Source organism: Caulobacter sp. ALps2 (assembly GCF_058681635.1).
The window spans coordinates 1967795-1991291 of sequence record NZ_CM178743.1 but is presented as its reverse complement, the minus strand read 5'-3'; the positions used below and the strand labels follow the sequence as shown (position 1 = coordinate 1991291).

20 protein-coding genes are annotated in these 23497 nt (G+C 67.5%); 14 read left to right on the top strand and 6 right to left on the bottom strand.

Annotated elements, in window-relative coordinates:
• The first annotated feature begins 31 nt into the window (after positions 1–31).
• The 7 genes from ACW173_RS09520 (at position 32) to ACW173_RS09490 (ending at position 9168) form a co-directional block, all read left to right on the top strand.
• A complete protein-coding gene (locus ACW173_RS09520) occupies positions 32–487 on the top strand; it encodes a MaoC family dehydratase (RefSeq protein WP_492084876.1) in 456 nt (151 codons plus the stop codon).
• 68 nt (positions 488–555) lie between these two features.
• The gene (locus ACW173_RS09515; RefSeq protein WP_492084875.1) at positions 556–2421 is read left to right on the top strand and encodes a M61 family metallopeptidase; all 1866 of its coding nucleotides are present in this window, start codon (positions 556–558) and stop codon (positions 2419–2421) included.
• Positions 2422–2523: 102 nt separating this feature from the next.
• Entirely contained in the window at positions 2524–2748 is a 225-nt protein-coding gene (locus ACW173_RS09510; protein WP_492084873.1) for a CsbD family protein, read from the top strand.
• 210 nt (positions 2749–2958) lie between these two features.
• Positions 2959–4956, top strand: a complete 1998-nt coding sequence (locus tag ACW173_RS09505; protein ID WP_492084872.1) for a TonB-dependent receptor — start codon at positions 2959–2961, stop codon at positions 4954–4956.
• 89 nt (positions 4957–5045) lie between these two features.
• Positions 5046–7475, top strand: coding sequence for a M1 family metallopeptidase (locus ACW173_RS09500; RefSeq protein WP_492084870.1), 2430 nt, complete (start codon positions 5046–5048; stop codon positions 7473–7475).
• A complete protein-coding gene (locus ACW173_RS09495) occupies positions 7472–7990 on the top strand; it encodes a DUF6702 family protein (RefSeq protein WP_492084869.1) in 519 nt (172 codons plus the stop codon). The genes ACW173_RS09500 and ACW173_RS09495 overlap by 4 nt, the downstream gene beginning before the upstream one ends.
• A 272-nt stretch (positions 7991–8262) precedes the next feature.
• A complete protein-coding gene (locus tag ACW173_RS09490) occupies positions 8263–9168 on the top strand; it encodes a LysR family transcriptional regulator (RefSeq protein WP_492084867.1) in 906 nt (301 codons plus the stop codon).
• A 48-nt stretch (positions 9169–9216) separates the two neighbouring features.
• On the opposite strand, the gene ACW173_RS09485 is transcribed toward ACW173_RS09490, so the two are convergent.
• The 5 genes from ACW173_RS09485 to ACW173_RS09465 form a co-directional block, all read right to left on the bottom strand.
• Positions 9217–9636: a putative quinol monooxygenase gene (locus ACW173_RS09485; protein WP_492084865.1), complete on the bottom strand. Its 420-nt coding sequence runs from the start codon at positions 9634–9636 to the stop codon at positions 9217–9219.
• Between the two features lie 27 nt (positions 9637–9663).
• Entirely contained in the window at positions 9664–10500 is an 837-nt protein-coding gene (locus tag ACW173_RS09480) for a VOC family protein (protein WP_492084863.1), read from the bottom strand.
• A gap of 99 nt (positions 10501–10599) precedes the next feature.
• Positions 10600–11613, bottom strand: a complete 1014-nt coding sequence (locus ACW173_RS09475) for an aldo/keto reductase (protein WP_492084861.1) — start codon at positions 11611–11613, stop codon at positions 10600–10602.
• 140 nt (positions 11614–11753) lie between these two features.
• Entirely contained in the window at positions 11754–12554 is an 801-nt protein-coding gene (locus tag ACW173_RS09470; protein ID WP_492084859.1) for an alpha/beta fold hydrolase, read from the bottom strand.
• Positions 12555–12694: 140 nt separating this feature from the next.
• On the bottom strand, positions 12695–13048 hold the full coding sequence (locus ACW173_RS09465) for a hypothetical protein (RefSeq protein ID WP_492084858.1): 354 nt from the start codon (positions 13046–13048) through the stop codon (positions 12695–12697).
• A 132-nt stretch (positions 13049–13180) separates the two neighbouring features.
• Here ACW173_RS09465 and ACW173_RS09460 point away from each other — a divergent pair, with 132 nt between their 5' ends.
• The 7 genes from ACW173_RS09460 to ACW173_RS09430 all read left to right on the top strand — a co-directional run bounded on the left by ACW173_RS09460 (position 13181) and on the right by ACW173_RS09430 (position 22867).
• On the top strand, positions 13181–16222 hold the full coding sequence (locus ACW173_RS09460; RefSeq protein ID WP_492084856.1) for a sensor histidine kinase: 3042 nt from the start codon (positions 13181–13183) through the stop codon (positions 16220–16222).
• Positions 16219–16845: a response regulator gene (locus ACW173_RS09455; RefSeq protein ID WP_492084854.1), complete on the top strand. Its 627-nt coding sequence runs from the start codon at positions 16219–16221 to the stop codon at positions 16843–16845. The genes ACW173_RS09460 and ACW173_RS09455 overlap by 4 nt, the downstream gene beginning before the upstream one ends.
• A gap of 295 nt (positions 16846–17140) precedes the next feature.
• Entirely contained in the window at positions 17141–17515 is a 375-nt protein-coding gene (locus tag ACW173_RS09450; RefSeq protein WP_492084853.1) for a DUF2946 family protein, read from the top strand.
• A gap of 67 nt (positions 17516–17582) precedes the next feature.
• Positions 17583–19625 carry a TonB-dependent receptor family protein gene (locus ACW173_RS09445; RefSeq protein ID WP_492084851.1) on the top strand — a complete coding sequence of 681 codons (2043 nt, stop codon included), beginning with the start codon at positions 17583–17585 and terminating at the stop codon, positions 19623–19625.
• A gap of 11 nt (positions 19626–19636) precedes the next feature.
• Entirely contained in the window at positions 19637–20143 is a 507-nt protein-coding gene (locus tag ACW173_RS09440; RefSeq protein ID WP_492084849.1) for a YcnI family protein, read from the top strand.
• Between the two features lie 13 nt (positions 20144–20156).
• The gene (locus ACW173_RS09435) at positions 20157–20654 is read left to right on the top strand and encodes a copper chaperone PCu(A)C (protein ID WP_492084847.1); all 498 of its coding nucleotides are present in this window, start codon (positions 20157–20159) and stop codon (positions 20652–20654) included.
• Between the two features lie 98 nt (positions 20655–20752).
• Complete coding sequence (locus ACW173_RS09430; RefSeq protein ID WP_492084845.1) at positions 20753–22867, top strand: M13 family metallopeptidase; 2115 nt, start codon at positions 20753–20755, stop codon at positions 22865–22867.
• A 77-nt stretch (positions 22868–22944) separates the two neighbouring features.
• On the opposite strand, the gene fabA is transcribed toward ACW173_RS09430, so the two are convergent.
• Complete coding sequence (gene fabA / locus ACW173_RS09425; RefSeq protein ID WP_492084844.1) at positions 22945–23475, bottom strand: bifunctional 3-hydroxydecanoyl-ACP dehydratase/trans-2-decenoyl-ACP isomerase; 531 nt, start codon at positions 23473–23475, stop codon at positions 22945–22947.
• Positions 23476–23497: the final 22 nt, after the last annotated feature.

Below are 23497 nucleotides of genomic sequence, written 5' to 3'. Positions count from 1 at the left end.
CACGCCCTTCCATGAGCGGTAACCGCCCCGGATGATCGAACGTCACCCCTCCGGCGGCTACATCCTGGAAGAACTGTCCGTCGGGATGGTGGCCGAGAAGCACGTCACCGTCACCGAAGAGCGCATCGGCCTGTTCGCCGAGGCCTCGGACGACTTCAACCCCGTCCACATGGACGAGGCCTTCGCCAGCAAGACCGCCTATCGCGGGCGCATCGCCCATGGCCTGCTGTCGGCCTCGTTCGGCTCGGCCGTGGTCGGGACGATCCTGCCCGGGGCCGGGGCGATCTACCTGTCGCAGACCCTGGCGTTCCACAAGCCGGTGCGGATCGGCGACGTCGTCACCGCCCGCGTCACGGTCGCGGCCATCGATCCCGAGAGCGCCCGTGTCACCCTGCGCTGCGAAGGCCTGGTCGGCGACGAGCCGATCATGGATGGCGAGGCGGTCGTCCGCGTGCCGCGCCGCCGCAAGCCCGCCAATAGGTCCTAACCCACTCCCCGTCTTGCGAGCGTCGCCGGGCTTGGCCATGGTGCCCCCTTCGTTTTCTGGGGGAGCGCATGCGTAAAGTTCTGTTCGGCCTGTCGGGCCTGGCCCTGTTCGCCACCACGGCCCCAGTGGCTGCAATGCCGGCTGATCCCGGCCCCAACGCGCCCGTCCAGTACGAGGTCTCGTTCGAGAACGCCGCCCACCACGAGGCCCAGGTCACGGCGACCTATCGCGGCGCGCCCAAGGGGCCCTTGCACCTGCGGATGTCGCGCTCGTCGCCCGGCCGCTACGCGATCCACGAATTCGCCAAGAACGTCTACAAGGTCACCGCCGTCGATGGGGCCGGCAAGCCGCTGACCGTCGAGCGCACCGATCCCTACGGCTGGACGGTCACCGGCCACGACGGCGCCGTGAAGGTGACCTACACCCTGTACGCCGACCGCGGCGACGGCACCTATTCCCAGGTCGACGCCAGCCACGCCCACCTCAACATGCCCGCCACCTTCCTGTGGGCCGACGGCTATGACGACAAGCCGATCCGGGTGAGCTTCAAGCGCGCCGATCCCAGCTGGAAGGTCGCCACCCAGCTGCCGGCCGTGACGGGCCAGGCCGACGCCTTCTGGGCCCCGAACCTGCAGTACTTCATGGACAGCCCGACCGAGCTGTCGGCCTTCACCCTGCGCGAGTGGCCGGTCACCGACGCGGGCAAGACCTATACGTTCCGCCTGGCCCTGCATCACCCCGGCACGGAGGCCGACGCCGACAAGTTCGCCGAGAAGCTGAAGGCCATCGTCCCCGAGCACATCAAGGTGTTCGGCGAGCTGCCGAAGTTCGACCACGGGACCTACACCTTCATCGCCGACTACATGCCGCAGATCACCGGCGACGGCATGGAGCACCGCAACTCGACCTTCATCAGCCAGCCGCGCTCGCTGTTCCGCGCCAACTTCGCCCAGCTGGGCACGGCCAGCCACGAGTTCTTCCACGCCTGGAACGTCGAGCGCATCCGTCCGGCCGAGCTGGAGCCGTTCGACTTCACCAAGGCCAACCCGACCCCGTCGCTGTGGCTGGCCGAGGGCTTCACCCAGTACTACGGCCCGCTGCTGATCCGCCGCGCCGGCCAGTCGACCACCGACGAGTTCCTCACCGGCCTGTCGGGCACGCTGAACGGCGTCGTCACCGGTCCGGGGCGCCTCTACGGCTCGCCGCGGGAGATGAGCCTGCGCGCGCCGTTCGTCGACGCCGCCGCCGCGCTGGACCCGACCAATCCCAACATCTTCACCTCGTACTATCCGTACGGCGCGATCATCGGCCTGGCCCTGGACCTGCAGCTGCGGGGGCGCGAAAAGCCGCTGTCGCTCGACGACTTCATGAAGCGGATGTGGAAGAGCCACGGCGCGCCGGAAAAGCCCTACAAGCCCGCCGACATCCGCGCCGCCCTGGCCCAGACGACCGGCGACGCCAAGTTCGCCGACGCCTTCTTCAAGGCCAGCATCGAGGGCTCGGCCCTGCCCGACTTCGCCCCGCTGCTGGAGCAGGCCGGCCTGAAGCTGCGTGCGAAGTCCCCCAAGAGGGCCTGGCTGGGCGCGTCGCGCGTGAAGGTCAGCGGCGCCGAACTGATCCTGGACCAGCCGCCGGTCCCGAACAGCCCGCTCTACGCCGCCGGGCTCGAGGTCGGCGACCGCATCGTCGGCATCGGCCGTTTCCAGTTCGCCAACGAGGCCGACTGGACCGACGCCCTCGACCGCCTCAAGCCCGACGAGGCCACGACCGTGAAGTTCGTCCAGCGCGGCCAGGTCCGCGAGGCCCCGCTGAAGGTCGCCGCCGACCCGACCCTGGAGATCGTCCGTTTCGAGAAGGCCGAGCTCAAGCCGACCGAGGCGCAGCTGGCCTTCCGCAAGGCCTGGCTGGGCGCGGAGAGCGAACCGGCGAAATAGGCCCCGGGTCCCGATCGACCAAGGTCGTTCCGGATCGCGATCGCCGCCCTCCGCGTTGTGAAGGTTCAGAAGCGCCTCACGGCGCCCCACCGGAGCCTTCACATGACGCGCCTTCTCCTGCCCTTCACCCTCGCCCTCGCCCTGACCGGCCTCGCCGCCTGCGACAAGGAAGCCGGCCGCAAGCAGGAAACCGTCGGCAAGGTCGAGTCCGGCGTCGGCACGCTGGTCGGCGACAAGGACCTCAAGGCCGAAGGCAAGAAGGACAAGGTCGCGGGGAACGTGAAGCAAGGGGATCTGAAGGACGCGGTGAAGGACGCCAAGAAGTAGGGGACCGCCAAGCGCCATTGCGGACTCTAGGCCTGCTCCAGAAACGTGACCTTCTAGGTTTGAGACGTGACGGCGCAAGTTCAACGCCGCGAAAGCGTCGTGCGCCAACGTGAATGAGCGGGCTCGGATTCGGCCCTCGCCCTCGTTGAGCACCTTGGCGACGATCACTAGGCTGCTTGGCATGCCGGGATCGAGCCCCTATGAGGCGTCATGGGCCGACGCCAACTTATCGGACTTGTGCTGCTCGCCGCGTGTTCGCCCGTCGCGTCCCACGCCCAAGAGGTCGAGGCGATTTCGGTCTGGGGCCGACGCGCCAACGACCTGGGCCGGGCCACGTCCGCAAGCGAGGGCCGCATCGCCTATGCCGACTTCGCCGTGCGGCCGCTGCTGCGACCGGGAGAACTGATCGAGGCGGTGCCCGGCCTGGCGGCGACCCAGCACTCCGGAGCGGGCAAGGCCAACCAGTACTTCCTGCGCGGCTTCAACCTGGATCACGGTACGGACCTGGCTGCCTCGCTGGACGGCGTGCCGCTGAACCTGCCGTCGCATGGCCACGGCCAGGGCTATCTGGACCTCAACATCCTGACGCCGGAATTCGTCCACGACATCGGCTTCAAGAAGGGGCCCTACTCAGCCGAGAACGGTGACTTCGCCACGGCCGGCGCGGTGGCGTTCGAAACCGTCGACCATCTTCATGGTGATAACCTGCAGGCTTGGGTCGGAGAGAATGAGTACTATCGCGCGGTCGGATCCAAGGCCCTGAGCCAGAACGTTCTGGTCGCCGCCGACCTGTCCAGCGCGCGTGGGCCCTGGAGCTCGCCCGAGGACCTGCGGAAGGCCAATCTTCTGGGCCGGGCCGTCGTCGGCGGATGGTCGATCACCGCCCTGATCTACAACGCCGATTGGAACGCCACCGATCAGATCCCCCGCCGTGCGGTCGAGAACGGAACGCTGGACCGCCTGGACGCCGTCGACACGTCCGACGGCGGCGAGACGTCGCGCTACATCCTCTCGGCGCGTCGGCGTGATCTGCTGCGCGGCTTGGACACGGTCGTCTACGTCCAACGCTACGAGCTCGATCTGTTCTCCAACTTCACCTACTTCCTCGACGATCCGGTCAATGGGGACCAGTTCGAGCAGGCCGACCAGCGCTGGATCTATGGCGGCGCGCTGACCAAACGCTGGACGCTGGCAAACGGCTGGAGCGCGCGCGCCGGCGTCTCGGCCCGCGTCGACGATATCGGCAAGGTCGGGCTCTATCGCACCACTGGCCGAGTGCGCCGCCAGACCATCCGACAGGACGCCCTGACCGAATGGTCGACGGCGCTGTGGGGCGAAGCCTCCAAGACCTTCGGCAAGCTGGACGCCACCTTGGGTCTCCGCGCCGACGCCATGGGCGCGGATGTGAGGGCCGGCGATCCGCGCAATAGCGGAGAGCTCAGCGACCTGCTGATCAGCCCGAAGCTGGCCCTGGCTTGGCGCATCTCGAAGGCATTCGAACTCTATGCCGACGCAGGCGGCGGCTTCCATTCGAACGACGCCCGCGGCGCGGTGATCGCTGTCGATCCGGTCACCGGCGATCAGGCCGAACGCGCCCCGTTGCTATCGCCGTCGGACGGCGCGGAACTGGGCCTGCGCTGGAAGCGCGACAGCCTGACCCTGACCGCCGCGGCCTGGGCGCTGCATGTCGAGTCCGAGCTGGTCTATGTCGGCGACGCCGGCTTTACCGAGGCCAGCGGCGCGACCAAGCGGGCTGGCGTCGAGTTGCTGGCCGACTGGCGGCCGACCGCCGACCTAAACCTGACGGCGTCTTACGCCGCCACCCACGCCCGCTTCACCGACGATGCGGGCGAGGGCGACCGCATTCCCAACGCCGTGCGCTCGGTGCTCAGCGCTGGAGCCAGCTGGACGATCGCCGATGCCGCGACTTTGTCCCTGACCTGGCGTCGCCTTGGCGCCGCGCCGCTGGCCGAGGATAATTCCGTACGCTCACGGCCGACCAGCTTGGTCAATGCTCTTTTCGCTCAGGACTTCGGCCGCGCCAGCCTGATGGTCGAAATACTGAATCTGACCAACAGCCGGAAGGACGACATCGCCTATTCCTACGTCTCGCGCCTGCCTGGCGAGCCGGCGGAGGGCGTCGAGGACATCCATTTCCACCCCGTGGAGCCACGCGCCGTTCGCGTGGGCATGAAGATCGATTTCTGATCCTCGCCGCGAAAAAGGGATGATTTCCTCGCCCCGCCTCGCCAAGGTCCCAATGCGGCTTCCGTCCGCGTTCTGAGGGGCTCTCACAGTTGTCCAAGCGTTCTATCCGTTACGCCGTGGCCGGCGTCCTCGCGGCCGCGCTCGCCGTTCCCGTTGCTCACGCCGACGCCATCAAACAGACCAAGGCGCCGTTCGAAGACAAGTTCCGGCAGCTTGAAGGCGAGGACTGGCCCACGCCCACCGACTACCGCAACGCTTCGGGCGCGCCGGGCTATCGCTACTGGCAGCAGAAGGTCGACTATGACGTCGCCGTGCGCTTGGACGAAGACAGCAAGCTGCTCACCGGCCGCGAGACGATCACCTATCGCAACAACTCGCCCGACAGCCTGCCCTATCTGTGGCTGCTGCTGGAGCAGGACTCCAAGCGCGACTCGATCAGCAAGCTGACGGAAACGGTGTCGGGCGACAGCATCAGCCTGGGCCAGGTGCGCCGCATCCAACGCTTCAAGGAATGGGAAGGCGGCTTCACCATCAAGGCGGTGAAGGACGCCTCGGGCCGTCCGCTGAAGTTCACCGTTGTCGACACCCTTCTGCGCGTCGATCTGCCGGCGGCTGTGCGCGCCAACGGCGGCGAGACCAAGTTCACCATCGAGTGGACCCTGCCGATGATCGAGAACAAGGTCGTCGGCGGCCGCAGCGGCTACGAGTGCTTCACCGGCAAGGGCGAGGACGGCAACTGCATCTACGAGGGCGCCCAGTGGTTCCCGCGTCTGGCCGTCTATTCGGACTATGAAGGCTGGCACAACAAGGCTTTCCTCGGGGCCGGCGAGTTCACCCTGGAGTTCGGCGACTATCGCGTCGCCCTGACCGTGCCGTCGGACCACGTGGTCTCGGCCACCGGGGTGCTGCAGAACCCGGCCGCCGTGCTGAGCGCCGCTCAGCGCGAGCGCCTGGCCAAGGCCCGCACCGCCAGCGAACCGGTCTATGTCGTCACGCCCGAGGAGGCGCTCGCCGCCGAGAAGGGCAAGGCCACGAGCGAGAAGACCTGGGTCTTCCAGGCCAGCAACGTGCGTGACTTCGGCTGGGCCAGCTCGCGCAAGTTCGTCTGGGACGCCCTCGGCGTGAAACAGGAGGGCGACGCCGCCCATCCGGTGGTTATGGCCATGTCGTTCTTCCCCAAGGAAGCGCGGCCTCTGTGGGACGCCTATTCGACCAAATCGATCGCCCACACCCTGAAGGTCTATTCGGACTTCACGTTCGCCTATCCCTATCCGGTGGCTCAGTCGGTCAACGGTCCGGTCGGGGGGATGGAGTATCCGATGATCAGCTTCAACGGCCCCCGGCCGCTGAAGGATAAGAAGACCGGCGCCCTCACCTACACCGAACGCGCCAAATACGGCCTGATTGGCGTGGTGATCCACGAGGTCGGCCACAACTACTTCCCGATGATCGTCAATTCCGACGAGCGCCAGTGGACGTGGATGGACGAGGGCCTCAACAGCTTCCTCGAGTTCCAGGCCGAGGTTCAGTGGGACAAGAAGTTCCCGTCGCGTCGTGGCGAACCCAAGGACATCGTCGAGTACATGGTCAGCCAGGACCAGGTGCCGCTGATGACCCAGTCCGACTCGGTCATCCAGTTTGGCCCCAATGGCTATTCCAAGCCTGCCACCGCCCTGGTGATCCTGCGCGAGACGATCATGGGCAGAGCGCTCTTCGACCGCGCGTTCAAGGAGTATTCGACCCGCTGGCGCTTCAAGCACCCGACGCCGTACGACTTCTTCCGCACGATGGAAGAGTCGTCGGGCATCGACCTGGACTGGTTCTGGCGCGGCTGGTTCTACTCGACCGACCACGTCGACATTTCGCTGGATAAGGTCGTCAAGGCGCGCCTCGACAGCGGTGACCCGGACGTCGAGGCCGGCGCCCGCAAGGCCCTGGACGCCAAGGAGCCGGAATCGCGCACCGCCGCCAACAACACCGGTCCCACGGTTGTGGATCGCGATCCCAAGATCCGCGACTTCTACAACGAGACCGATCAGTTCTCGGTGTTCGACAGCAGCCGCAAGAAGGCCAAGACCGCACGCGAGGACCTGACGCCCGAAGAGCGCGCCGCCCAGGACCTGAAGGACAACTTCTACCGCTTCACCTTCCGCAACATCGGCGGCCTGGTGATGCCCGTGATCCTGAAGATGGACTTCGCCGACGGCAGCACCGAGACCGTCCGTATCCCGGCCGAGATCTGGCGCAAGAACGCCAAGCAGGTCACTTGGCAGTACGTCTCGACCAAGGACCTGAAGGGCGCCGAGCTCGACCCCCTATGGGAGACCGCCGACGCCGACCGGGGCAACAACGTCTATGGCGGCGCCATTACGCCCACGACGTTGAAGATCCAGAAGCCGCCGGAAACGGCCAACCGCATGAAGGACGCCAACCTGAAGGTGGAGCCGGGCGGCCTGGGCGTCCTGAGCTCGGAGGAGCCCAAAAAGGACGACGCCAAAAAGGACGAAGCGCCAAAGTGATCGCGCGCGCGGCCGTCCTGCTCGCGACGGCGGGCCTCGTGCTCGCCCCGCTCCCGGCGGCCGCGCATCGCGGCCACGGCGTCCTGAGCGTCGTGGAGATCGACGCCCGGACGGGCGGGGTGAAAGTCAGCCATCGGATCCCGGCGCACGACGCCGAACCGGCCCTGGCCCAGATCGCACCGGACGCCCAGGCCAGCCTCGACGATCCTGACGCCATCGACGCCTTGAAGACCTACATGCTTCGGACCTTCAGCGTCGGCGTGAACGGTGACGCCGTGAACCTGACCTTGAAGGACATGACGCTGGCCGCCGACGAGGTCCGCTTGGAGTATGTCGGCAAGGTCGCTCCCGCTGACGTTCGCGCCACCGTCGAGGTGCGAGCCGCCATGTTCGCCGATATCTACGGCGACGAGGTCAATCAGGTGAATATCCGTCGCCTGGGCGTGACCCGAACTCTGGTGTTCAACAGCCCCGACGCCGACGCCCCTCAGACTTTAGACGCCCTCGCGCGCTAGAGACGCGCGCCCGCTACGATGCGCGCGGTGAAATGATCAAGCGACCATCGTCACGCGTTTCGTTAGCGGCGCACGCCATTGCGGTCTGTGTTGCTGGACGATTCAGCGAGGCCGGCGGCTTGCTCCGCCCGTCGCCTTCGGGAAGAGGACGTTCGCAGGCTGACGCTTGACCTCGACATACGCTCCGAACAGCAAAATCTCGGGCAACACGACTTGGCCGTCACGGCAGGTTAGCTTGGCTTTGATTTTCAGAACGAGGTTACGGGCAACGTATGGACAACCGCGCGGGCGAGATGATGGTGTTTGTGCGGGTGGTCGAGGCGGGCAGCTTTTCCGAGGCCGCTCGGTTGCTGCTGATGACGCCATCGACAGTATCGAAGCTGATCGCCCGACTGGAAGCGCGCCTAGGCGTGAGGCTAATCGAGCGGTCGACCCGGCGCCTGGCCCTGACCCGCGAAGGCCAATTCTACTACGAGCGGAGCCAAGCGCTGCTGGGTCAGCTTGACGAGACCGAACAACAGATCGCCCAGGGCGGCGCCGAGGCCGAAGGCGTCATTCGCGTCACCTCGTCGGTGACCTTCGGCGTCTCGGCGCTGGAACCGATCCTGCCCGAGTTCCTGGCGACCTACCCCAAGATCGTGATCGACCTGTCGTTGTCGGACGATGTGGTCGACCTCTATCTGGAGCGCACCGACATCGCCATCCGGGTCGGCAAACTGCGGGATTCCAACCTGATGGCCCGCAAACTGGGCGAGACCCGCCGGCGCATCGTCGCCTCCCCCGCCTATCTGGCCAAGCACGGCACGCCGCTGACGCCGGGGGACTTGGCCGGCCACAACTGCTTGGGATTCAATTTCCGCCGCGCCAATCCGGTCTGGCCGATGCGCGAAGGCGGGCGGATCGTCGAGCGGATGCTGAGCGGGAACCTGCTGGCCAACAATGGCGAGACCTTAAGGCGCATGGCCATGGCGGGCGTGGGGATCGCGCGGATCGCCGACTACCATCTGCGCGGCCCGATCGCGCGCGGCGAGTTGATCGAGCTTCTGCCAGATAGCGACATCGGCGAGACCGACGAGATCCACATGCTGTTTCGCGGCGCCCAGTTCCTGCCGGCGCGGGTCCGGGCGTTCCTGGACTTCACCGCGCCTCGTATGCAGCGCTTCCTCGCCGAGGGGTGAAAAGGGGCGGCCGGAGCGTGGGGGAGCTGGCCCCGGCCGCGCGAGGCCTCACCGACGCCCGTGCCCCAGGACTTCCATCCGCATCACCTGCACCCCGCCCTCGGCGAGCGTCGGGAGCTTGGCGAACCAGTCCTTCACATAGGGCATGGCGTTGTGCGCCTCGAAATCCTCCACGGTCGCGAAGACCTCGTAGAAGATGAAATGGCCCGGTTTGGCCCGATCCTCCTGCAGGAAATAGACAAGGTTCTTGGGATCGCCCCGGACCAGCTCCACCAGCGGCAAGGTCGCCGCGCGAAGAGCCGCTTCCTGGCCGGGCTTGGCCTGCACCCGGGCGACAATCGAATAGGCGCCCGCGGGGATCTGGTTGTAGCGGACGCCGGTCGGCTCGCGGGCCATGGCCGGCGTCGAGAGCGCGCCGGCGGCCGTCAGGGCGGTCAGCGCCAACAGGGCGGTGATGGTCTTACGCATCGTGGTGTCTCCTCTGAATGAATGACTTCAGCGCGTGGCGCGCTGGCGGGCGGCCAGGGTGGTGGCGAAGCGCTGCTTGACCGGGCCCAGAGCCTTGACGAACTCCAGCTGCTCGCCTTCCGGGCCCTTGCAGTAGATCAGCTCCCAGCCGTCGGACGGGGCCACGGTCACCTTGTTGGTGTTGGCGTTCTGGGGCGCGGCGCGGCGCTCGGCCTCGGTGTTGACGCGGATGATGCGGTTGGCCCGCACCTGGGTCATGCCGCGGCGGGCGGACTCGGCTTCCAGGTCGGTGATGAACTTGTTGAAGTCGACGTCGTCGCGAACATAGAAGCAGATGTGCATCATCCGCGGGAACGCGGGGCTCATGTGCCGCACCGGCTCGGCGAAAGCGCGCGGTCCGCCCATCGGCTGGTCGGCGTCGCGGTATTGCAGAAGCTCGATCACCACGTTGTCGAACTGAATGAAACGAACGTCCAGCCGCTGGGCGCCGCCCCGCAGATCCGGAACACCGATGGTGCGCGGATTGACGCCCAGCGCGTTGGCCTGGATGTCCTGGTCCGCAAGCAGCGTGTTGTGGACGGTGTCGCCCTGGAAGTCGCCGTGGCGGAACACCTCCGTGCCGCCCAACACCTCGGTATAGAACTCATAGGCCCGCTCCATGTTCTGGACGGTCAGGCCGAAGTGCTGAACGCCTTGCAGCCGCGCCCCCAGCGGACCGCTGTCGCGGGCGGCCGCGGACAGGCTCCGTGCGGCGACGGGCGCGGCCATCGCCGTTCCGGCGGCGGCGGCCAGGGCCACGCCGGCGGTGCGAAGGATGTCGCGACGGCCGGGATCGACCGCGCCGGGGGTTTTCGAGTTACGCATGATCTTTCTCCTTTTCGTGGGGATGCTTAGGCGTGCGGAGGCCCTCCGGCCGAAGCGAGCCTCGGCCGTTAAGCGACGGTTTGAGTGGAAGGGGTCGGGCTAGGCCGCGCCGGGCAGCGGAGCCGCCGGATTGACCAGGCCCGCCGCGCGCAGCTCTCGCCAGAAGTCGGCCGGGATGGCTTCGTTCAGGGCGGCGCGATCCTCGGCGATCCGGCCAGGGCGGCTGGCGCCGGGAATGACGGCGGCCACGGCCGGATTGGCCAGGGCGAACCGCAGGCCGGCGGCCTTCATGCTGACGCCGTGGCGGTCGGCGATGGCCTTGATCCGGGCGACCTTGTCCAGAATGGCCGGGGTCGCCGGGGCGTATTCGAAGTTGGGGCCGCCGACCAGGGCGCCGGAGCTGTAGGGCCCGCCGACCACGATCCCCAGCCCGTGCTTGGCGACCTTGGTGGTCACGCGTTGCAGGGCGCGGTCATGGTCCAGCAGCGTATAGCGGCCGGCCAGCAGGAAGGCGTCGGGGCGAGGCTCCTCAAGATCCAGCAGCAGCTCGATCGGCTCGACGCGATTGACGCCAAGGCCCCAGGCCTTGATCACGCCTTCGTCTCGCATCCGATCCAGGGCCTTGAAAGCTCCCTTGCGGGCGCTCTCGAACATGCTCAGCCACTCGTCGCCATAGAAGTCCTGAGCCACGTCGTGGACGAAGGCGATGTCGATGTGGTCGGTCTTCAGGCGCTTGAGGCTGTCTTCGATCGAGCGGTAGGTCGCGTCCTCGGAATAGTCGTTCACGATCTTGTTCGGGCGGCCGTATTTGAAGACGTCGCCCTTTTCGCCGAGGTCGCGGGCGCTGACGTCCTCGACCTCGTCCAGGATCACCCGGCCGACCTTGGTGCTGATCACGTACTGGTCGCGCGGCTTGTCGGCCAGCGCCCGGCCCATGCGGATCTCCGCCAGGCCCGCGCCGTAGAACGGGGCGTTGTCGAAATAGCGGATGCCGTCGTCCCAGGCCGCTTCGACGGTCGCCAGGGCCTCGGCCTCTGGAATGTCACGAAACATGTTGCCGAGCGGCGCCGCGCCGAAGCCGAGCTTGCCGGGCAGGATATCCTTGATCGTCATGGTCTTAGCTTTCCATCTGATGTCGTGTCGGGCGCGCCGCCCGGCTCGACGTCTGGAATATTCCCCGGGCCGTGCGCCCAGTAGCCGGGCGCTGATCCCAGAACCTTGGAACTAAATTCACAGATCGTGCGGGACGGCGCTCACTGGACCGCCCTGTCCGCCGACCGGGTCACCGCTTCCTCGATCAGGGAGGCCACCACGCCGGGCTGGGAAACATAGACGGCATGACTGGCGGCGACGTCGCGCACGGTCGCGCCGGCCCGCTTGGCCATCATCCGCTGAGCCGGTGGTGGGATCATGTTGTCGTCCTTGGCGATCAGGTACCAGCTGGGCTTGACCCGCCAGGCCGGGGTGGTGACCTTGCCCTCCAGGGCCTGCGCGCCCCACGGCTGCTGGGAGTCCGCCATGAAGCGCGCGACCTCCGGCTTCACGTCGGCGGCGAAGGCCGCCGAGAACTTGGCGCGGTCCAGCAGCAGCAGGCCGTCGACCGGCGGCAGGATCGGCGGGGCTGGCGCGCCAGGCGGCGCGCCGGCGACGATCGAGGCGACGGACTCCCCCTGGTCGGGCGCGAAGGCGGCGACATAGACCAGGGCCGAGACCTTGGGATCCGAGCCGGCTTCGGTGATGACCACGCCCCCATACGAGTGGCCGACCAGAACCACCCTCCCCTCGGCGGCCGCGATCGCGCGCCGGGTCGCCGCCACGTCGTCGGCCAGTGAGGTGGTGGGATTCTGGACGATGACGACCTTATAGCCGTCCCGTCGCAGGATCCGATAAACGTCGGCCCAGCCCGAACCATCGACGAAGGCGCCGTGGACGAGGACGATCGTGCCCGGCTTGTCGCTCGGCGCGGCGACGGCCGGGATCGCCGGTCCGACGGCGCTGGCTCCGGCGGAAAGCATCATGACGAGCATCAGCCGATTGGCGGAAAGCAGACGCATCACAGGTCGCTCCTTGTCTCGCTTGCCGCGGGACCGGCGCATGCCTGTTCTCCCCGACCGCCCAGCCATGATGTCGTGACGGCGAGAGATGGAAATCTCCGATGGGGTATCGGGCGATCGCTCGAACAGGAGCCTGGCGGCTAGCGTGAGGATCGCGACCGCACGCGGACCCGCCCCCAGATCCGCGCATCGACGGCGTAGGCTCCAGGCCCCGCCAGAACCAACGCGACCATGCCACCCAGCAGCGCGAGGTCTCGCGGAAACGACATGGGCGGACCCAAGGTGATCAGCGCCAAGGCGCAGACGAGCGCGCTCCAGCGCGCGCCAGCGCCCAGCGCCAGAGACACGCAGAGAACCGCCGTCAGCCACGGACCAGGCCCGCCAAGTTTCGGGATAGGATCGAAGGTCAGGGCGGCCCAGGCCAGCGACAACCGCAGCACCGCCAGACCCGCGCCAAGCAATCCGCCAGGGTAGACCGGAGCCGTGATCCTCATTCGGGAGGTCTTGAACCCTCGGCTCGCCGCGCGGAACACCCGATCTAGCGATTGTGCGATCCCCTGATCGGGGATGCCTTCCAACCCCTCACGGAACAGTGTTTCATCAGTGAAGCGACCACGGGGGTGGGAATGGCGTCTGGACCTGTTCGGCTTTGGCGAGCGTCGCTGGCGGCGCTGCTGTGGATCGCGGGTGTCCGCGAGGTCGCCGCCCAGCCCTACGCGCTGTCCATGGGCCAGTTAAAGCACGAGGTGTGGACGCGGGACGACGGCGCGCCCTCCGTGCCGCACGCCATGGCCGAGACGGCGAACGGCATGCTCTGGATCGCTAGCCGCGAAGGGCTTTTCCGGTTCGACGGCCTCTCGTTCGAGCCCATGGACACGGGCATCGACCGCGACAAATACGGCCAGCCTCGGAAACTCCAGATCGGCCGCGATGGGACAGTCTGGGTCTGGTACTCGAAAGGATGGCTCGGCCTGTTCCGCCAGGGCCATCTCCAGTTCGTCGAGGCGCCGAAATATTCGGGCGAAGTCATCACCTTCACCCTGACCCGGGACGGCGCGCTATGGGTCGGGATCGCGCAGATCGGCCAGCCGTTCATGCGGTACCAGAACGGGCGCTGGGACAGGGTCTCGCCAAACCCCGAACGCCAGATGTTGTTCTACACTCTGGAGTCCGCCGACGGGGCCTTCTGGATCGGCTACAACAAGTCGGTGCTGCGTCGGGCGCCGAACGGCGTGAAGTTCGAGCGCGTCGAGGCGCCCATGGGCGGCGGCGGGGCGCTGGCCATCGATCCCGCCGGAAGCGTCTGGGTCGTTCGCCCAGACAGTGGGGCGCGGCTCACCGGACCGGGCGGACGCTGGCCGGCTCCAGCCTCCAGGCCATTTCGCTGGAAAAGCGACGACCCGGCCTGGATCGGGGTGGCGTTCGACAAGGACGGTAACCTCTGGACCAAGGGTCGGGATTTCGGGCGGGTCGCGGGTCTGGTCCAGGCGGAGCGCACCGGCCAGAGCGACCCCGTCTACGAACGAGGCGGTCGATCCCTGATGTCCTCGCCACGACCATCCCTACTGTATGTCGATCGACGCGGAACCCTGTGGTATGGCGGCCCGCGCGGCATCGACCACTTCAGCACGCCCAGCATCGTCGTCGAACCCGAGCTGACCGCGACCGCCCGGTACGGCGACCAGTTGCTCACCGCCTCTTCCGGGGCCGTCTATATCGCCCAGAGCGACGCGCTCTACCGGGTCGATCCGGGCAAGCCGCCGGTGCGGCTCTTGGCGATCACCGACCCGAAGGCGATCTGCGAGGATCGGGACCAATCGATCTGGGTCGCGTCCCTGGATCGGATCATCCGGGTCCGCGGCGACACACGGACCCAGTTCCCCGCCCCTCCCAGCGAGACCAGCTTCTACGATTGCGGACCCGATTCCACCGGGCGGTTCTGGTTGCCCGCCTCCACCAACGGCCTGTACTGGCGTGACGGCGCGAGCTGGCGTTCGGTTTCGGCCAAGGACCTTTCGGCGACCTCCGACCCGGCCTTGCTGGTGAAGGATCCCCAGGGTCAGCTCTGGACGATGACCGATCCTTCGACCCTGACCCGGCTCGAAGGGCGGTTGGCCGAAGCGCGGTCGCTCGGCGCGATCTTGAAGACGACCGGCGCGATCCGCGCCGCGCTCGCCACCTCGCGGGGCATCTTCCTGTCGGGCCGGGACGGCGCCGCGTTGGTGACGAGCGGCCCGGCGCGCATGGCGCAGACCCAGGCCAAGGCCCTGCGCAACGTGACCGGACTGGCCCAGACACCCGAAGGCGACACCTGGCTGTTCGGCGCGGGCGGGCTTTCGCGAGTCAGGACCGCAGATCTGGAGAAGGCCTTCGCCGAGCCCGCCTTCGTGATCCCCGAGCGCGCCTTCAGCTACGAGGATGGGCTCCCGAACGGCCCCAACGCCCAGAGCTATCGGACCATGACCCGCGGCGGCGACGGCCGTCTGTGGCTGGCCACGATCGACGGGATCGCCTGGATCGACCCCGCTCACCTGCCCTCCAATCCGGTCCCGCCCGGCGTCGCGATCACCTCGCTGACCAGCGAGGCGATCACGATCAAGGATCCGGCGACGATACGCCTGAAGGCCGGATCCTCGGACATCACCATCGGCTTCGCGGCGATCAACCTGACCCAGCCCAAGCGGGTGAAGGTTCTGTATCGGCTGGAAGGCCACGATCGGCAATGGGTGGATCCAGGCTCGCGCCGGCAGGCCTTCTATACGAACCTGGCGCCGGGGATCTATCGTTTCCAAGTCATCGCGGCCAACGAGGACGGGGTCTGGAATCGCGCTGGCGCGACGATGGCGGTGACGATCCCACCGACCTTCCTGCAGTCGATCTGGTTCAAGCTGCTCGTCGCCGCTACGCTGATGGTCCTGGCCTGGGCGCTCTACAGCCTGCGCGTCCGCCAGGTCGCCGCCGGGTTCGAGGCGCGCTTCCAGGTTCGGACCGCCGAACGCGAGCGGATCGCGCGGGAACTGCACGACACGCTACTGCAGGGCTTCCAGGGCCTGATGCTGCGCTTCCAGGCGGTATCGAACCGGCTGTCCGGCGACGACCCGCTCCGAGCGGACATCGACCAGGCCCTGGATCGCGCCGACGGCGTCCTGGCCGAAGGACGCTCCCGGGTCCGCGACCTGAGGAGCCAGGCCGCGCGCGCGGATCTGGCCGAGGCGCTCGTCGACCTCGTCGGCGGTTTCAACGACGGCGTCGCGCCCCCCATCGAACTCGTCATCGAAGGCGGCGCCAAGGCGGTCGTTCCGCTGGTGAGCGAGGAGCTGCCGCGGATCACGCAAGAGGCGATCCGCAACGCGATCGCTCACGCCCAAGCCTCACGCATCTCGGTGCGCCTGACCTTCACCCGCCGCCACCTGACGCTGTCGATCGCCGATGACGGCGTTGGGTTGCCGGCGGCGGTGCGGGATGTGGGCGAACGCGAGGGCCACTTCGGCCTCAAGGGCATGCGCGAGCGCGCCGAGCGCGCCGGAGGACGACTGACGATCGCCACCCGCCCGAAGGCCGGGACGGAGATCGAGGTCCGGGTCCCGGCCCGTTCGGCCTATGTAGAAGCGGCTCACGGATGGGATTGGCTGAGAAATCTCGGCGTCTGGCGCGGAAGATCTCAATGACGGCGCGTCTGATCCGCGTTCTTTCCGTCGATGATCACGCCGTCCTGCGCGAGGGGATCGCGGCTCTGGTCGGACCGCAGGAAGACATGGTCATCGTCGGCGAGTGCGAGAACGGCCTGCAGGCCGTCGACGCCTTTCGGCGGTTGCGGCCGGACGTGACCCTGATGGATCTCCAGATGCCGGTCATGAGCGGCCTGGAGGCCATCGCCGCCATTCGCGAGATCGCCTCGGACGCCCGCATCGTCGTCCTGACGACCTATCAGGGCGACGTTCAGGCCGTCCGCGCCCTCAAGGCCGGCGCCAGCGGATATCTGCTGAAGTCTTCGCTTCGCCACGAACTGCTCGAGACCATCCGGCTCGTCCATGCCGGACGCCGCTTCATCCTGCCAGAGGTCGCGCAGGAGATCGCCGTGCATGCCGCCGAGGAGCCGCTCAGCGGCCGCGAGATCCAGGTTCTGGAATGCATGGCTGCTGGAGGCGCGAACAAGACGATCGCCCACCGGCTGTCCCTGTCGGAAGAGACCGTAAAGGCCCACATCCGCAGCATTTTTTCCAAGCTCGATGTCAATGACCGCACCCAAGCGGTCACCACGGCGCTGCGCCGCGGCATCATCGCGTTGTAGCAATCACGCCTCCGAAGACGCTTCCAGTCTGGCGAGAAGGACAACCCTGGCCGCATCTCCCACGCCGGCGACGCCGATGTGCGCGCCACGCTCTCCAGACCCTGATCCCATGCATGCGTGCAGCGGCTCCGCTCGCCCCGGCCGCTAGGTCAAACGCGCTTGACCCGATACCCGATTAGAGAAGCTCCCTTAAGTACCCACGCTCCCGCCCGCCTCACTCCGCCACATTGACCCCGTCGCCGCAGCGCCCTACTCAGCCACCATCATGACCGCCCGTCCCGGACATCCTCGAGCCTTGCTCGCCGCGCTCGCGGCGATGCTGGCCGTGTTCGTGATGGGGCTGACGCCGGCCGCGGCGATGGCCCATGACCTGCGCGAGAGCGGGTCGGCCATGGTCATCTGCACGGCCGACGGCTCCAAGGTCGTGATCATCGACGAGGACGGCCAGGTTCGCACGGCGCCCGCCAAGGGCTTCATGGGCCTGAAGTGCTCCAACTGCGTGGGCCCCACCCTGGCCGCCACGCTGGATTCGCCAGTCCCGGCCATCGCGCCTGTCCGCTACGCTGAATACCTAGAGACGCCGGTCGAACGCGTCCTGGGCGTGCACGGCCATGCCCGCGCGCCTCCGCGTCCGCCGAGCCAGGGCCCGCCCCTCTTCCTGAACGCCTGACCCTCTTGCCGCCGCGCCGCGTTTGAGACGCCGCGCGCCTTGTCACGCTTTCAGGACGCCTTCGTTCATGTCGACCTTCCGCCACGCCCTGCTGGGCGCCGCCGCCCTTGCCTGTCTTACGCGAACCGCTCACGCCAATGAGGCCGATCAGGTCTCGTCGGTCATCGTCACCGCCCGCCCGAATCCCGAGGATCCGCCCGTCGTCGCCGACGCCCGGCGCCGGCTGTCGGAGACCCCCGGCGCCGTGTCGGTGATCTCGCGGGAGAGCTACATCAGCCGCCAGGCCCTGGCCCTGGACGACATGCTGCGCGACGCGCCCGGCGTGTACGCCCAACGCAAGTGGGGCGGCGACATCCGCATCTCGATCCGGGGCTCGGGCATCGGCAACGCCAACCACAACCGGGGCCTCTTGCTGGCCCAGGACGGCGTGCCGCTGAACGAGGCCGACGGCTATGGCGACAGCCAGGTCGCCGACCCGCTGAACACCCGCTACGCCGAGGTCTATCGCGGCGGCAACGCCCTGCGCTTCGGCGGGGCGCTGCTGGGCGGGGCGATCAACATGGTCACGCCCACGGGCAAGGACGCCGGCTTCCAGAACCAGGTGCGGCTGGACGGCGGCGCGTTCGGCCTGGCGCGCGAGCACATCGCCATCGCTCGCCAGTCCGGGGACTGGGACGTCTACGCCGCCGCCACCAACCAGACCGGCCAGGGCTGGCGCTCGCAGAGCCAGCAGAACATCCAGTTCGGCGCGTTGAACATCGGCCGGTCGTTCGGCCAGGATCGCGAGGTCCGCTTCATCGTCAATGGCTCGAACATCAACCAGGAGATCCCCGGATCCCTGACCCTGGCCCAATTCCAGGCCGATCCGCATCAGTCGGCGGCGGGCAACCTGGCCGGCGACCAGGGCCGCAACCAGCGCGGCCTGCGCGGCTCGCTGCGCACCACCTGGCGGCTCTCCGACCAACTGGTGTTCGAAGGCGCGGTCTATGCGGTGTGGAAGGACCTGGACCACCCGATCTTCCAGGTCATCGACCAGCAGAGCCGCAACTACGGCGCCTTCGGCCGCTTCGACTGGGACGGCGAGCTGGGCGGCAAGCGGGCCGACGCCTTCTTCGGCGCCTGGTACCGGACCGGCGACATGGACAGCAACTTCTACGTCAACAATCGCGGGGCGCGTGGGGCCCCGACGTCTCGGACGCAGCAGAACGCCAAGGCCATCGACCTGTTCGGCGAGGGCCGGCTGTTCGTCACCGACCGTGTGGCCCTGGTGGCCGGCGCGACCTGGGGCCAGGCGCAGCGCGACTACACCAGCTTCGCGATCCCGGGCCAGGCGGCGACCTTCAACCTCAAGGCCGACAAGACCTATGACTGGGTGTCGCCGCGCGTTGGCCTGCTGTGGCGGGACGAGACCGGGAACCAGGTCTTCGCCAACCTGACCCGCTCGGTCGAGCCGCCGAACTTCAGCTCGATGTCGCCGACCAATACCGGCTTCGCGCCGGTGAAGGCCCAGAAGGCCTGGACCGGCGAGATCGGGGCGCGCGGCCATCGGGGCCCGTTCACCTACGACCTGACCCTGTACCGCGCCGAGCTCCGGGACGAGATGCTCCAATATGCGGTGACCTCGTCGATCCCGGCCGCGACCTTCAACGCCGACAAGACCGCGCACCAGGGCGTCGAGGCGGCCCTGGACTGGGCCGTGGCCCCGCGTTGGCGGATCCGCCAGACCTGGACGTATTCGGACTTCCGCTTCCGCGACGACGTGCAGTTCGGCGACAACCGCCTGCCGATCGTGCCGAAGAACTTCTACCGCTCGGAGGTCCGCTACGACGACCCGCGCGGCTGGTTCGTGGCCCCGTCGGTGGAATGGTCGGCCAGCGACCAGTGGATCGACTACAAGAACACCAAGACCGCGCCCGGCTATGCCATCCTGAACCTGAACGCCGGCTGGAAGGTCACGCCGGCCGTGTCGGTGTTCGTCGATGCGCGGAACCTGACGGACAAGGCCTATGTGTCCAACACCCAGGCCGCCGTGGCCTGGACGGCGGCGACCGCGACGCTCTGGCCGGGCGATGGCCGGTCGGTGTTCGGTGGCGTCACGGTCAACTTCTAAGGGAGAGCGACATGAAGACCCCGCTGATCATCCTCGCCCTGCTGGCCGCGACACCGGCGGCCGCCCACGTCGTGGCCGTGCCGGACGCCGCCAAGGCCGGCTCGTACTCGGCCATCGCCTTCCGTGTCGGCCATGCCTGCGCGGCCGGTGATGTGACCCTGAAGGTCCGCATCGAGATCCCCGACGGCGTCGCCTCCGCCCGGCCGCGGGTGAAGCCCGGCTGGACCTACAGCATCGAGCGTGAGGATCCGAAGAGCCCGCCCACGGCCATCACCTTCGAAGGCCGCCTGCCCGACGAGGCCTTCGACGACTTCGCCATCCTGATGAAACTGCCCGCCCCAAACACCAAGGAGGGCGGCGACCGCATGATCTTCCCGGTCGTCCAGACCTGCGAGAAGGGCGAGAGCCAGTGGACGGAAGTCCCTAGCCCCGAGGCCCCGGACGCCAAGCTGAACCGGCCCGCTCCGACCGTGACTCTCATCCCCGTTGATGCGGCGACCGCCGCCCACCATCATTAAGGAAGGAGCGCCCATGTCGCGCCTGATCGCCATCGCCCTGACCGCCATCCTCGCCGCCTCCACCGCCGCAGTCTCCACGCCCACTTTGGCCGGCGACTACAAGCTCGGCGCCCTGACCGTCCGCCAGCCCTGGAGCCGTCCGGCCCAGGCCGGCATGAACGGCGTCGGCTTCTTCACCCTCGTCAACGCCGGCAAGGCCCCGGTGACCCTGAAGAGCGCCGAGAGCCCCGCCGCCGGCAAGGTCGAGATCCACCAGTCGTCGATGGCCGGTGGCATCATGACCATGCGCCGCCAGGACAACGGCGTGACGATCCCCGCCGGCGGCCAGGTCGCCTTCGCGCCCGGCGGCTACCACCTGATGCTGCTGTCCCTGAAGACCGCGCAAGCCCAGGGGCAAAAAGTTCCGGTAACACTGCTCTTCGGCGATGGTCGCAAGATGCAGGTCGACCTGGCCGTCCAGCTTGTCGCGCCCAATGGACAGGCCGCGCCGGCGGGCCAGCACCACCACTGAGGTTCCAAAAAATGGACTACATGAACTTTTTTTAAGGGAGCAAATATTCCGCGTCCGTGCAGATTGCCGGCCAGCTCACACCAACGGACGCGACTTCCATGAAACGAGTTTTGTTCGGCGCCGCAGCAGCCGCTGCGTTGTCGATATCGGCCTTCGGGGCCCTGGCCCACGAACAACACCAATGCATCGACGATGCCTGCACCGTGCAATCGCTGCTGCCGCAAGGCGCCGCGGGCGCCGGCGACACCACGTCGCTGGAGTCGCCGCGCTACGGGACCTGGGGTTTCGACCTCACGGGCATGGACACCTCGGCCAAGCCGGGCGACGACTTCTACAAGTTCGCCAACGGCGCCTGGGAAACCCGCACGGTGATCCCGTCGGACCGCACCCGCTACGGCAACTTCGACAAGCTGGCCGAACTGTCGGAAGCCCGAACCAAGGCGATCATCGAAGGCGCCGCCGCCGACAAGGCCGCGACTGGTGAAAAGGCCAAGATCGGCGCCGCGTATCGTTCGTTCATGAACGAGGCCGCGATCGAGACGCTGGACGCCAAGCCGATCCAGCCGTGGCTGGACGGCGTCAAGAAGGTCAAGACCAAGGATGAGTTCACCGCCCTGATGGGCAAGAGCTCGGTCACGCCCTACGCCACCCTGATCGGCCTGGGCATCGGCGTCGACGCCAAGAGCCCCAAGGCCTACGCTGTCTACGCCTCGACCGGCGGCCTGTCCTTGCCCGATCGTGACTACTATCTGGACGCCAAGTTCGCCGAGAAAAAGACGGCGTACCTGGCCTATGTCGAGAAGATGCTGACCCTGGGCGGCTGGGAAAAGCCGGCCGAGAACGCCAAGGCCATCGTCGAGTTCGAGACCAAGCTGGCCGAGGCCTCTTGGACCCGCGTCGAGCGCCGTAACCGCGACAAGACCTACAATCCCGCCACCCTGGCCGAGCTGCAGGCCCAGACGCCGGGCTACGACTGGAACCGCTATCTGGTCGGCACGGAGCTTCCGAAGGTCGATCGCTTCGTCGTGACGACCAACACCTCGTTCCCGAAATACGCCAAGATCTATGCCGACACCCCGCTGGAGACCCTGAAGGCCTGGCAGGCGTTCAAGGTCATCGACGGCGGCGCCCCGCTGCTGTCCAAGCGCTTCGTCGACGCCAGCTTCGAGTTCCGCAACAAGACCCTGTCGGGCCAGCCCGAGCAGCGCCCGCGCTGGAAGCGCGGCGTCGCCCAGGTCAACACCATGCTGGGCGAAGCGGTCGGCAAGGAATATGTCGCGGCCTACTTCCCGCCGGACTCCAAGGCCAAGATGGTCGCCCTGGTTGGCGACATCCGCACCGTCCTGAAGACCCGCATCGACGCGTCCGACTGGATGAGCGTCGAGACCAAGGCGAAAGCGCAAGACAAGCTGGCCAAGTTCACCGTCAAGATCGGCTATCCCGACAAGTGGCGTGACTACTCCAAGCTGGAGATCAAGGAAGGCGACGCCTACGGCAACCTGATGCGCACCGGCGCCTGGGACTATCGTCACGACGTCGAGCGCCTGAACCAGCCGGTCGACAAGTCCGAGTGGGGCATGACCCCGCAGACGGTCAACGCCTACTACAACTCGGTCAACAACGAGATCGTGTTCCCGGCCGCCATCCTGCAGGCGCCGTTCTTCCATCCGGACGCGGACCCGGCCGTCAACTACGGCGGCATCGGCGGCGTGATCGGCCACGAGATCGGCCACGGCTTCGACGACCAGGGCCGCAAGTCCGACGGCGACGGCGTGCTGCGCGACTGGTGGACGGCGGAAGACGCCGCCAAGTTCGACGCTCAGAAGGCCAAGCTGGGCAAGCAGTACTCGGCGTTCGAGCCCTTCCCGGGCGTGCACGTCAATGGCGATCTGACCATGGGCGAGAACATCGGCGACCTGTCGGGTCTGGCCTTCGGGCTGGACGCCTATCGCGTCTCGCTGCACGGCAAGCCCTCGCCGGTGCTGGACGGCTTCACCGGCGACCAGCGCGTCTATCTGGGCTGGGCCCAGGTGTGGCGTGGCAAGTCGCGCGACGACGCCCTCAAGCAGCAGATCGCCAGCGATCCGCACTCGCCGGGCTACTATCGCGTCAACGGCACGATCCGGAACCAGGACGGCTGGTACTCGGCCTTCGACATCAAGCCGACCGACAAGCTGTACGTCGCCCCGGCCGATCGCGTGAAGATCTGGTAGTTCGCGCTACCGATCTGAAAAATGGGAAGGGCCGCCGGACATCCGGCGGCCCTTTTTGCTGGGAGACCCCACGGCCGCTAGTCCGCCCCCGCGATCATCCCGACCTTGAGGTCGCTGGCCGTGTAGACGCACTCGCCGTCGGCCAGCAGCCGGCCATTCGCCAGGCCCAGGGCCAGTTTGCCGCGCCGCGCCTGCCGCAGGCTGATCTCGTAGCGCACCAGCTTGATGTCCGGCGTCACGTGGCCGCGGAACTTCACCTCGCCGACGCCGATCGCGCGCCCCTTGCCCGGCGAGCCCGACCAGCCCAGCCAGTAGCCGATCACCTGCCACATGGCGTCCAGACCCAGGCATCCGGGCATCACCGGGTCGCCGATGAAGTGGCAGCCGAAGAACCAGAGATCCGGGACGATATCCAGCTCGGCGGCGACATAACCCTTGCCGAAGTCGCCCCCGTCCAGGCTGATCTCCGTGATCCGATCCATCATCAGCATCGGCGGCGCGGGCAGCTGGGCGTTGCCGGGTCCAAAATAGCCGCCCAGACCCGACTTCAGCAGATCCGCCTTGGTGTAGTGGTCCTTCGGCGTATGGAATTCATGCGGGTTCGCCAAGGCGCAGCCCTCCCCTTATGGA

Excerpts from the sequence above, each read along its gene's own strand:
- ACW173_RS09510 (WP_492084873.1), top strand. The coding sequence starts at position 2,524 with ATGACGCGCCTTCTCCTGCCCTTCACCCTCGCCCTCGCCCTGACCGGC.
- ACW173_RS09505 (WP_492084872.1), top strand. The coding sequence starts at position 2,959 with ATGGGCCGACGCCAACTTATCGGACTTGTGCTGCTCGCCGCGTGTTCG.
- ACW173_RS09490 (WP_492084867.1), top strand. The coding sequence starts at position 8,263 with ATGGACAACCGCGCGGGCGAGATGATGGTGTTTGTGCGGGTGGTCGAG.
- ACW173_RS09480 (WP_492084863.1), bottom strand. The coding sequence starts at position 10,500 with ATGCGTAACTCGAAAACCCCCGGCGCGGTCGATCCCGGCCGTCGCGAC.
- ACW173_RS09455 (WP_492084854.1), top strand. The coding sequence starts at position 16,219 with ATGACGGCGCGTCTGATCCGCGTTCTTTCCGTCGATGATCACGCCGTC.
- ACW173_RS09440 (WP_492084849.1), top strand. The coding sequence starts at position 19,637 with ATGAAGACCCCGCTGATCATCCTCGCCCTGCTGGCCGCGACACCGGCG.
- ACW173_RS09460 (WP_492084856.1), top strand. The coding sequence starts at position 13,181 with ATGGCGTCTGGACCTGTTCGGCTTTGGCGAGCGTCGCTGGCGGCGCTG.
- ACW173_RS09465 (WP_492084858.1), bottom strand. The coding sequence starts at position 13,048 with ATGAGGATCACGGCTCCGGTCTACCCTGGCGGATTGCTTGGCGCGGGT.
- ACW173_RS09485 (WP_492084865.1), bottom strand. The coding sequence starts at position 9,636 with ATGCGTAAGACCATCACCGCCCTGTTGGCGCTGACCGCCCTGACGGCC.
- ACW173_RS09520 (WP_492084876.1), top strand. The coding sequence starts at position 32 with ATGATCGAACGTCACCCCTCCGGCGGCTACATCCTGGAAGAACTGTCC.
- ACW173_RS09430 (WP_492084845.1), top strand. The coding sequence starts at position 20,753 with ATGAAACGAGTTTTGTTCGGCGCCGCAGCAGCCGCTGCGTTGTCGATA.
- ACW173_RS09515 (WP_492084875.1), top strand. The coding sequence starts at position 556 with ATGCGTAAAGTTCTGTTCGGCCTGTCGGGCCTGGCCCTGTTCGCCACC.
- ACW173_RS09435 (WP_492084847.1), top strand. The coding sequence starts at position 20,157 with ATGTCGCGCCTGATCGCCATCGCCCTGACCGCCATCCTCGCCGCCTCC.
- ACW173_RS09475 (WP_492084861.1), bottom strand. The coding sequence starts at position 11,613 with ATGACGATCAAGGATATCCTGCCCGGCAAGCTCGGCTTCGGCGCGGCG.
- ACW173_RS09445 (WP_492084851.1), top strand. The coding sequence starts at position 17,583 with ATGTCGACCTTCCGCCACGCCCTGCTGGGCGCCGCCGCCCTTGCCTGT.
- ACW173_RS09470 (WP_492084859.1), bottom strand. The coding sequence starts at position 12,554 with ATGCGTCTGCTTTCCGCCAATCGGCTGATGCTCGTCATGATGCTTTCC.